This window comes from Erwinia oleae, from assembly GCF_000770305.1.
In the GTDB taxonomy this organism is placed as follows: Bacteria; Pseudomonadota; Gammaproteobacteria; order Enterobacterales; family Enterobacteriaceae; genus Erwinia; species Erwinia oleae.
In genome coordinates this window covers 1-9,690 of sequence record NZ_JNVB01000103.1, presented here as the reverse complement: position 1 = coordinate 9,690, position 9,690 = coordinate 1, and the positions used below count along the sequence as shown (strand labels likewise).

Here is a 9,690-nt window from a genome sequence, read left to right as displayed (position 1 = left end):
CTGGTCAAGAATGAACTGGATAATGCCGAAGTGATTTTGCGGGATCTGTCCCAGTGAGGGATCGGCGGCAGAAATGATGCGGAATACCTCCGCCACCGTGCGATAAGACAAGCCGCCGCCGCCCAACGCGGCAGGAACGGAGATACTGCCAAGGCCGGAGCGGCTGAACAACGCCAGCGCCTCCAGCGGATAGATGCGCTGGCGGTCGCGCTGCGCCGCTTCGCCCATTGCCAGCGCCGCCACCGCATGAGCAGCGTCGATAGCATCCTGTTCAGTGTTGATAACCTTCGCCGCGTCCGGTGACTGCCAGGGTTCGACATGATGATGTTGCATACCGCCTCCTTTTTCCGTCACGGCTGGCGCGCGTCGGCCGGACGACGGTCGCCGCCGATGGTTTCACCAAACGGGCCGGTATTGACGATGCGCTGCGGCCTGTCGCTCTCCGCGTCCAGCGGCAGCAACGGCATCACCAGTTCGGCAAAGCGATGCGCTTCTTCAAGATGCGGATAGCCGGAAAGCACAAAGTTATCGATGCCCAGCGCCTGATATTCACGGATGCGCGCGGCAACCTGTTGCGGATTGCCCACCAGCGCGGTGCCGGCTCCGCCGCGTACCAGGCCGACGCCGGCCCACAAATTCGGCGCGATTTTTAACGATTCACGCGACCCTTTATGCAGCGCGCTCATGCGCGCCTGACCGGTGGAGTCCATGCGAGAGAAAATTTTCTGCGCGGCAGCGATGGTGTCATCGTCAAGATGCGCAATCAGACGGTCAGCCGCCGCCCAGGCTTCCTCTTCTGTCTCCCGCACGATGACGTGAAGACGAATGCCGTAAGAGAGCGTCCGCCCTTTTGCCGCCGCGCGCTCGCGTACCACCGCCAGCTTTTCTGCCACCTGCTCAACCGGCTCGCCCCAGGTCAGATAGGTATCGATTTGCTCCGCCGCAACGTCAATGGCAGCATCGGACGAACCGCCAAAATAGAGCGGCGGCCCGTTCTTCTGCACCGGTGGAAACAGCACCTCCGCGCCCTCCACCCGAATGTGCTCGCCGGTGAAATCCACCTTTTCGCCTTTCAGCAATTGTGAATAGACGTTGAGAAATTCACGCGTGACCTGATAGCGTTCGGCGTGGCTGAGGAAAATGCCGTCGCCTTTGTTTTCGACCGGATCGCCGCCGGTCACTACGTTGATAAGCAGGCGTCCGCCGGAGAGGCGATCCAGCGTGGCGGCCATGCGTGCCGCCAGGCTCGGCGGTTGCAGGCCGGGGCGCACCGCCACCAGATAACGCAGCCGACGCGTCAACGGCGCCAGCGCCGAGGCCACCAGCCATGCGTCCTCGCAGCTTTTGCCGGTCGGGATCAGTACGCCATAGTAACCGAGGTTGTCGGCGGCCAGCGCCACCTGCTGTAAGTAGGGCAGATCCACCGCACGTCCGCCTTCACTGGTGCCCAGATAACGCCCGTCGCCGTGCGTAGGAAGAAACCAAAAAACCCTGATGTGCGCGTCGCTCATAAAACCCTTCCTGTATATCAATTACATCGAACTGGCTATAAGCCATCTTGCAGCAACTTTTGCTCAGGAGGGCATGATATTTTTTTCTAAGCATATGAATTTTAGTCGTTAAGCCTCTGGCAGGCGGTTTGTTATGTTGAGCACAACCCATTCTGTTTCCGGAGCAATATGTGAAAAAAATCGTGCTGATTGGTCTGATAAGCGCCGTTCTGTCTGGTCAGATCGCGCGGGCCGAAACCGCGCCAGAAACGGTGAATATTGGCTTTCAGAAAGCCAATATTTTTGCCTTGCTGAAATATCGCGGCACGCTGGACAGCGAATTCAAAAAGCAAGGGATTACCGTGAAGTGGATTGAATTCCCTGCCGGCCCGCAAATGCTGGAAGGGCTGAATATTGGCAGTATCGATCTGGCCGCCACCGGCGATGCCCCGCCAGCCTTCGCCCAGGCCGCAAAAGCCGATCTGGTCTATCTGGGCCACTCGCCGGCCAACCCGAAAACCGAAGCGATTGTCGTGCCGCAGAATTCGCCGATCAAAACCGTGGCCGATTTGAAAGGCAAGCGCGTGGCGTTGAATAAGGGCTCAGACGTCAACTATCTGCTGGTGCGCGCGCTGGAACAGGCCGGACTGACTTATAAAGACATTACGCCCGTTTACCTGCCCCCTGCCGACGCGCGCGCGGCGTTTCAGCGTGGCGCGGTGGACGCCTGGGTTATCTGGGATCCTTATTATGCCGACGCGGAAACCAACGCCAACGCCAGGCTGGTGAAAAATGCGGAAGGGCTGGTGCCGCACTACACCTTCTATCTGGCGAGCAGCAAATTCGCCGATAGCTGGCCGCAGACCGCGAAGCAGGTGGTCGATCAGTTAGGCACGTTGAGCGACTGGGCGAACAAAAATCCGCAGGAGGCGGCAAAAATTCTCTCCACCTCCACCGGTTTGCCGCAGCCCATCTGGCAGCGTGCGCTGGGCAGGATGCCCTATGGCGCCGAACGCATGACGCCGCAGGTATTTAAAGAGCAGCAGGCGCTGGCGGACACGTTTACCCGTGTCGGCCTGCTGCCGGTAAAAATCGACGTGCGTAGCGCCACCTGGTCACTGGACAAGAAGTAAGGCCATATCACATTTATCACAGGAGATCCTATGTCCACCTTTGAACAGCAGCTCATCGCCTGGCGACGAGAACTGCATCAGCATCCTGAACTGTCAAACCAGGAGTTCGCCACCACCGCGCGCATTCGTCAGTGGCTGCACCAGGCGCAAATCCGTGAAATTGATTTTGGATTGAAAACCGGCGTGGTGGCAGAGATTGGCGAGGGTGACAGGCTGATCGCCCTGCGCGCCGATATTGATGCCCTGCCCATTGAGGAAGCCACGTCGGTTCCCTTTAAATCATTGACCGCCGGCGTAATGCACGCCTGCGGTCATGATATTCATACGTCGGTGATGCTCGGCGCGGCGCAGCTGCTGAAAGCGCGCGAGGCGTCGCTGCCCGGCCGCGTACGCCTTCTTTTCCAGCCGGCAGAAGAGACCTTCAACGGGGCAAAACAGCTGCTGGATGCCGGCGCGCTTGAGGGCGTTCAGGCGGTTTTTGGTATGCATAATGCCCCGGAATACCCGCTGGGCACGCTGCGAACCAAAGGCGGCGCGTTTTACGCCAACGTCGATCGTTTCACCATCCGCGTGACCGGAAAAGGCGCCCATGCTGCCCGACCGCAGGAAGGCGTGGACGCCATCGTCACCGCCAGCAATATCGTCGCCACGCTGCAAACCCTGGCGAGCCGTACCTACAGTTCCCTTGAGTCGGTGGTGGTGAGCGTGACACGTATTGAAGGCGGCAATACCTGGAACGTCCTGCCGCAAACCGTGGAACTGGAAGGCACGGTACGCACGCATAATGACCGGATCCGCGAGGGGATCCCCACGCGCATCCGTCAGGTTATTGACGGCGTCGCCGCCGCGATGGGCGCGCGCGCCGAGCTGATCTGGCAGCCTGGCCCGCCCGCCCTGAATAACACCGAAGAGTGGGCTGAATTTACTAAAGCGGTGGCGGCGGAAAGCGGCTATCGCGTGGAGGACGCCGGTTTACAGATGGGCGGCGAAGATTTCGCGTTTTATCTGCAACAGATCCCCGGCGCTTTTGTCAGCATTGGCAGCGCCAGCGAATTTGGCCTTCATCATCCGGGCTTTACGCCTGACGAAGCGCTCATCGCCCCGGCGGCGCACTATTTTAGTCGGCTGGCAGAACGTGCGCTGAGCACGCTGGCGTCGTCGGGACAAACAATAACCTCCACCCTGACGCATGACGCGGAGAGCCTCTGATGCCTGAACCGATCCCCGAACTCGATCACGTGGTGATTAATGTTGCCGGTCGTCTGGATGAGGCGGAAACGCGCTTCCGGCGGCTTGGTTTCCAGCTTACCGCCAGAGGCCACCATTCGCTGGGGTCAAGCAATCACCTGGCCGTTTTCGGCGAGAACTACCTGGAGTTACTGGGCTATGAATCCGGCGCGGGCGAACAGCGCAGCGCCATCTGGACATCGCCGCCGGGCCTCAACGGGCTGGTCTGGAAAACGCAGGACGCAGATGCCGTCTGGCAACATCTGCGTCAGCAGGATCTGGCTGGTGAGGCGCCGCAACGCTTTTTTCGCCCGGTCATTCTGCCCGACGGACACCAGCAGGAGGCGCGTTTTTGTACCGTCAGACTGAAACCTGAAAGCGTGCCGAACGGGCGCAGCTTTTTTTGTCAGCACCTGACGCCGGAGGCCGTCTGGCAGACCGCGTGGCAGCATCACCCTAACGGCGTGATTAACATCCGTGATTTTGTTATCGCCGCAGAAGCGCCCGCGCAGGCCGCGTCGGTCTACCAGCGGCTGTTTCCCACCGCAACGCTGCATGGCGAGAACGGGTCACTGCGTCTGCGGGCTGGCCGGTCTGTTGTAAGCTTTCTGACGCCCGACGCGGTGTTGAATCAGTACGGTTCTCTGCCCGACGGCTTCGACGGTTCGCCACGCATGGCGGCGCTCGGCCTGACCACGTCGTCACTGGAGCAGGCCAGAGAGCGCCTGATCGATGGCGAAATCCCTTTCACCGAACGCGATAATGCGCTATTGGTCGGCGCGGAAAACGCGTTCAACCTCGCGCTGCGTTTTCACGCGGCATAACCTCAGCGGCTGACCGGCAGCCAGCCGCTGCGCGCTTCCAGCTCAACGGCCTGCCGCAGCAACGCCTGACGATCGATTTTATTGGTGCCCGCCCACGGCAGTTCAGCGACAAAGGCAATGCGCCGTGGATGCTGGTACGCGGGCGCATGCGCCAGGGCATGCTGCTTCAGCGCCTCAGCGCTCAGCGTGCTGTCGGGTTCAGGCACGACAAAGGCCACGGGCACCTGGCTTCTCTCTTCATCGGGCAGCGGCACCACGCAGGCATGCCGCACCTGCGGATGCGACTCCAGCGTTTTCTCCACCTCCGCCGGATAAATATTTTCACCTGAGCAGACAAACATATCGTCCGCGCGGCCAACAAAATAGTAAAAGCCCTGCTCATCTCTGCGCATGATATCGCCACTGTCATACCAGCCGTCGTTAAGCACCGCCGCGCTTTTTTGCGGCAGTTGATGATAACCCGGCGTGACCGCCGGATTGCGCATGCGCAGTACGCCCTGTCCGGGTGCGTCGCTGCCTGTCAGTTCGATCTCGCCCTGCGCCAGCGGATAGCCTAATGACAAAGGCGGCGTAGGAATGCCCGCCGGATGTGGCCCGAAAACCGCCGGCCCGGCCTCGGTCGTTCCGTATCCGTGGGTGATAACAACGCCGGGAAAAGCGGTTTTGATCCGCGTCAGCAGCCCGTGCGTCATCGGGGCCGATCCCAGCATGACGCGCTTCAGCGCGCTGAAGTCATGGGCCTCCAGCAGGCGGTGATCGCGTAATAATCGGGCGAACATGGTGGGCACGGCGGTGACCACATTAATGCGCCAGGTCGACAGCGCGTCCAGGTAGCGTTCGGTATTAAAGAACGGCAGCACAACAAGAAGGCCATTCGCGGCAAACACCCGTTTGACGAAGAACAGTCCGTTCATATGAAACAGCGGCTGCGCGACCAGATAGCGCTGCTGCGGGCCATCCGCCTCAACGCCGAGCTGCGTGACTTCCAGCGCCCAACGCTGACCGGCATGGGTGAGCGGTACGCCTTTAGGACGGCCGGTTGAACCGGAGGTATACAGTATCATCGCCAGTTCGTCCGGCTGCGGCTGTACCCCGGCCCACGCCTGTGGCTGAACAGTCTGCGCAAACTCTTCCCGACGATCGAAATTTATCGTCGGCACCACGGCGTTCAGCGCCTCGTATCGTTCTTCATCCACAAAAGCCAGGCGGATACCGGCATCTTTTACCAGGTAGTGCAGCGTTTCGCGCGGGACTTTGATATTCAGCGGCACCGCCACCATACCGGCGCGCATAATGCCGAAGTAAACCGCAATATATTCCGCCCGATTCAGCGCGGCAATGGCGATGGTAGTGCCGCGATCGAATCCCTGCGCCAGAAGAAAGTGGGCAACGCCCCCGGCCAGTTCATCAATTTCGCGATGGCTGTACTCTTTCGGCTGCAACGGGTCGCGTAAATCGACGATGGCGGTGCGTTCAAGCGGCAGATGCCTGTCGATCAAATCGCCCAGGTTTTTCAGTGTGTTCATTGCCTGTCTCTCTGGTTAGTCGAGGGGAAAATGGCAGGCCACCTGGCGGTCTGCGGTAAAAGGAATAAGTTCAGGGCGCAATTGTCGGCACCGCGCCTGCGCACGGGGACAGCGGGTATGAAAGGCGCACCCTTGCGGCAGCGACAGCGGCCCCGGCACTTCACCTTCCAGTAACGCCTGCGCCTGCGGCTGACGGGGATCGGCTACCGGCGCCGCGGCCAGCAGCGCGGCGGTATAGGGATGCGCGGGATGCTGCCAAAGCGCTGCCGTTGGCCCGCTCTCTACCACCCGGCCGAGATACATCACCATGACTCTGTCGGCCAGATACTCCACCACGGACAAATCGTGAGAGATAAAGAGGTAGGCGACGTTCATACGCTGCTGAATATCACGCATCAGATTAATGACCTGCGCGCGAACGGAGACATCCAGCGCCGACACGGGTTCGTCGCAGATCACCACGTCCGGCTCCGTCGCCAGGGCGCGCGCAATGCCGATCCGCTGTCGCTGCCCACCTGAAAACTCATGGGGATAGCGGCTGGCTGACTCCGCGGGTAACCCAACCTGCTCCAGCAGCGCCTCCACGCGCCGGGCGATATCGCGACGCTGCCAGCCTGCCACCTGAAGCGGTCGGGCAATGCTGGTGCCGACGCGCTGGCGCGGGTTGAGCGAACCCTGCGGATCCTGAAACACCATTTGTACCCGCCGTCGAAACGGCAGGAGCTTAGCGTTACTCAGCGTACTGACCTCTTCTGAGTGAATTTTAATCGACCCCCGGGATGCGATAAGCCGCATTAACGCTTTGCCGAGCGTGGATTTTCCACAGCCGGACTCACCGACCACCGCCAGCGTTTCGCCCGGGAACAGCTGTAAACTGACGCCTGAAAGGGCGTAAACCGTGCCGTCTTTGGTGGGATAGCGGACGGTGAGATCGTTTGCTTCGAGAACGGGCGTCATCCTGTTACTCCTGCCTGTCGTGGCGGCTGGTGACGTAAAAGAGCGCGATCCTGCGCCACAAAACAGGCTGCCGAGTGATTTTCCGCCAGCGGCGTCAGCGCAGGCGACCGCTGAAGACAGCGTGGTTGGGCGTGTGAACAGCGGTCATAAAAGGCGCAGCCGACAGGCAGATCCGCCAGCGCGGGCACCCGGCCAGGGATATCCATCAGCCTTTCACCGTGCTGCCCCGTTCGCGGCGTGGCACGCAGCAATCCCTGGGTATAGGGGTGCGCGGGCGAGGCGAAGAGCGTATCGACGGGCGCCTCTTCGACTTTCCGCCCCGCATACATCACGGCCACCCGCTGCGCCATTGCCGCTACCACGCCAAGATCGTGCGTAATCAGCATCAGCGCCATGCCGGACTGCTGCTGTAACTCGCGCAGGAGCGCCAGTATCTGTGCCTGAATAGTCATATCCAGCGCGGTAGTCGGTTCATCAGCAATCAACAGGGCCGGCTCGCAGGCAATCGCCATGGCAATCATGACCCGCTGGGACATTCCGCCGGAGAGACGATGCGGATACTCGTCCATTCGCTTTTCGGCGTCAGGGATATGTACGCGCCTGAGCAGCGTTACGGCCAGATCGCGCGCCGTGCGCGCATCCAGCCCCAGATGCACGCGGAGCGTTTCAATCAGCTGGCTGCCGACGGTTTTTACCGGATTGAGCGCGCTCATCGGGTCCTGGAATATCATCGCCATGCGCCGTCCACGCAGCCGCTGCCGTGCGCGCTCGCTTATGGTGACAATGTCACTTCCTTCAAAGCCTATCTGACCGTGCTCTACTTGCGAAATCCGCGGCGGCAACAGGCCCATCATGGCCAGTGCGGTCAACGATTTACCGCAGCCTGACTCGCCGACTACCGCCAGCGTTTCGCCTGGCCAGAGCGTCAGAGACAAATTATCCAGCGCCACAACGCGTTGCGTTCGCGTGCGCAGCGTCAGGGTGAGATGTTGCATGTCGAGCAGCGGTTGCATTATCGCTCCCTGAGTTTCGGGTTGAGGGCATCATTAAGACCGTCGCCCAGCAGATTCAACGCCAGTACGGTAAGCATGATGGCAAATCCGGGTACGGCGCAGATGTACCATGATGAGCGGATCAGCGTACGCCCTTCTCCCACCAGCCGCCCCCAGCTGGCGAGATTGGGGTCGCCGAGCCCAAGAAATGAAATGACGGATTCATAGAGAATGGCACCCGCCACCACCAGCGAGGCAAGTACGATGACCGGCGGCAGCACGTTCGGCAGGATCTCTGCAACCACCGTGCGCGTATTGCTCATGCCGCTGGCGCGGCAGGCCAGCACGAACTCACGATCTTTGAAGGTAAGAAACTCTGCCCGCGTCAGTCGGGCAATGGGCGGCCATGAAATCAACCCTACCGCAATGATAATGTTGATCATTTCCGGGCCCAGTACCGAGACCACGGTCAGCACGAATACCACGTTTGGGATCACCTGAAAGAGTTCGGCCAGACGCATCAGCAGATCGTCCGCCCAGCCGCCAAACCATGCCGCCGTCGCGCCGACGGTGACGCCAATCAGCGTGGCAGCCAGGCTTGCGCTCAGACCGATCATCAGCGTGGCCCGCGAACCGTGCACCAGCATCGCCGCAATGTCCCGCCCCAGCGAGTCCGTACCGAGCGGGTAGCGGCTCTGTTCAAATGGCCAGATTTCCGGCATCGCCACAATTCGCAGGGGATTGATCGGATAGAGCCAGTCAGCCGTCAGGGCGGCAATAACCACCATGAGCAGAATAAAGGCGCCGGTAACCGCGCCAGCGTGGCGCCCAAAAGCATGGAGGAAAGCGAAACGCGGCGTTGACGCGCCAGGCCGCGTCGGGATAAGCGTTAACGACATTGTCAGCTCCTTATGCGCGGATCGAGCCGCGCGTAAATCAGATCCACCAGAATGTTAATCAGCACCACCAGCAGTGAACTCAGCACCAGTACGCCCAGCACAACCGGATAGTTGCGGCTCATGACGCTGTCAAATAACACCTGTCCGATTCCTGGCCAGCTGAATACCGCCTCAATAACAATGCTGCCGCCAAGCACCGTGCCCAACTGCAATCCCAGCAGCGTGACTACCGGCAGCAGCGCGTTTCGCAGCATATGCGCAACGATCACCCGGCTGCGGCTCAGCCCCTTTGCGCGCGCCGTTCGCACGTAATCCATTTCGCTGACTTCCAGCATGGCGGCGCGCATCACACGCGCATAGGTGGCGGCATAAAACAGCCCCAGCGCCACCGCGGGCAGCACCAGGTGATGCAGTAAGTCTACGGCCTTCGCCCACGGAGAGAGGCTGACGCCGATGGTTTCCATGCCGCCGACCGGAAACCAGCCGAGCTTCACCGAAAAAAAGATAATCATCATGATCCCCAGCCAAAAGCCAGGCGCGGCAAAGCACAGCACCGCCAGCAGCGAGATGAGGGTGTCCCAGATGCTGTTCACCCTCAGAGCGGAAAGCACGCCGGCACTCATACCGATAATGACCGCCAGC

General features: G+C 60.6%; 10 protein-coding genes. 3 read left to right on the top strand and 7 right to left on the bottom strand.

Features of this window, described 5'->3' with window-relative positions:
* Together GS12_RS21095 and ssuD are read right to left on the bottom strand one after the other, a co-directional pair.
* Positions 1-333 (bottom strand): acyl-CoA dehydrogenase family protein (locus GS12_RS21095; RefSeq protein WP_034950538.1); only part of this gene is annotated, 333 nt, incomplete at its 3' end.
* Between the two features lie 17 nt (positions 334-350).
* Positions 351-1,511: an FMNH2-dependent alkanesulfonate monooxygenase gene (gene ssuD / locus GS12_RS21090; protein WP_034950535.1), complete on the bottom strand. Its 1,161-nt coding sequence runs from the start codon at positions 1,509-1,511 to the stop codon at positions 351-353.
* Positions 1,512-1,690: 179 nt separating this feature from the next.
* Between ssuD and GS12_RS21085 the strand changes: the two genes are divergently transcribed.
* The 3 genes from GS12_RS21085 to GS12_RS21075 are packed head-to-tail and all read left to right on the top strand — an operon-like array spanning position 1,691 to position 4,674.
* Entirely contained in the window at positions 1,691-2,623 is a 933-nt protein-coding gene (locus GS12_RS21085) for a sulfonate ABC transporter substrate-binding protein (protein WP_268747367.1), read from the top strand.
* Between the two features lie 30 nt (positions 2,624-2,653).
* The gene (locus GS12_RS21080; protein WP_034950529.1) at positions 2,654-3,832 is read left to right on the top strand and encodes an amidohydrolase; all 1,179 of its coding nucleotides are present in this window, start codon (positions 2,654-2,656) and stop codon (positions 3,830-3,832) included.
* Positions 3,832-4,674: a VOC family protein gene (locus GS12_RS21075; RefSeq protein ID WP_034950527.1), complete on the top strand. Its 843-nt coding sequence runs from the start codon at positions 3,832-3,834 to the stop codon at positions 4,672-4,674. Before GS12_RS21080 ends, GS12_RS21075 begins: the two co-directional genes overlap by 1 nt.
* A 2-nt stretch (positions 4,675-4,676) precedes the next feature.
* Here GS12_RS21075 and GS12_RS21070 read toward each other — a convergent pair whose 3' ends face one another.
* The 5 genes from GS12_RS21070 to GS12_RS21050 form a co-directional block, all read right to left on the bottom strand.
* Positions 4,677-6,200, bottom strand: a complete 1,524-nt coding sequence (locus GS12_RS21070) for a class I adenylate-forming enzyme family protein (RefSeq protein ID WP_034914608.1) — start codon at positions 6,198-6,200, stop codon at positions 4,677-4,679.
* A gap of 15 nt (positions 6,201-6,215) precedes the next feature.
* Positions 6,216-7,157 (bottom strand): ABC transporter ATP-binding protein, encoded by a 942-nt coding sequence (locus tag GS12_RS21065; RefSeq protein WP_034950525.1) that lies wholly within the window; start codon positions 7,155-7,157, stop codon positions 6,216-6,218.
* Positions 7,154-8,173, bottom strand: a complete 1,020-nt coding sequence (locus tag GS12_RS21060; RefSeq protein WP_407637873.1) for an ABC transporter ATP-binding protein — start codon at positions 8,171-8,173, stop codon at positions 7,154-7,156. The genes GS12_RS21065 and GS12_RS21060 overlap by 4 nt, the downstream gene beginning before the upstream one ends.
* Entirely contained in the window at positions 8,170-9,048 is an 879-nt protein-coding gene (locus tag GS12_RS21055) for an ABC transporter permease (protein WP_034950521.1), read from the bottom strand. The genes GS12_RS21060 and GS12_RS21055 overlap by 4 nt, the downstream gene beginning before the upstream one ends.
* A gap of 2 nt (positions 9,049-9,050) precedes the next feature.
* Positions 9,051-9,690 (bottom strand): ABC transporter permease (locus GS12_RS21050; RefSeq protein WP_034950519.1); only part of this gene is annotated, 640 nt, incomplete at its 5' end.

Excerpts from the sequence above, each read along its gene's own strand:
- GS12_RS21065 (WP_034950525.1), bottom strand. The coding sequence starts at position 7,157 with ATGACGCCCGTTCTCGAAGCAAACGATCTCACCGTCCGCTATCCCACC.
- GS12_RS21070 (WP_034914608.1), bottom strand. The coding sequence starts at position 6,200 with ATGAACACACTGAAAAACCTGGGCGATTTGATCGACAGGCATCTGCCG.
- GS12_RS21075 (WP_034950527.1), top strand. The coding sequence starts at position 3,832 with ATGCCTGAACCGATCCCCGAACTCGATCACGTGGTGATTAATGTTGCC.
- GS12_RS21080 (WP_034950529.1), top strand. The coding sequence starts at position 2,654 with ATGTCCACCTTTGAACAGCAGCTCATCGCCTGGCGACGAGAACTGCAT.
- GS12_RS21055 (WP_034950521.1), bottom strand. The coding sequence starts at position 9,048 with ATGTCGTTAACGCTTATCCCGACGCGGCCTGGCGCGTCAACGCCGCGT.
- ssuD (WP_034950535.1), bottom strand. The coding sequence starts at position 1,511 with ATGAGCGACGCGCACATCAGGGTTTTTTGGTTTCTTCCTACGCACGGC.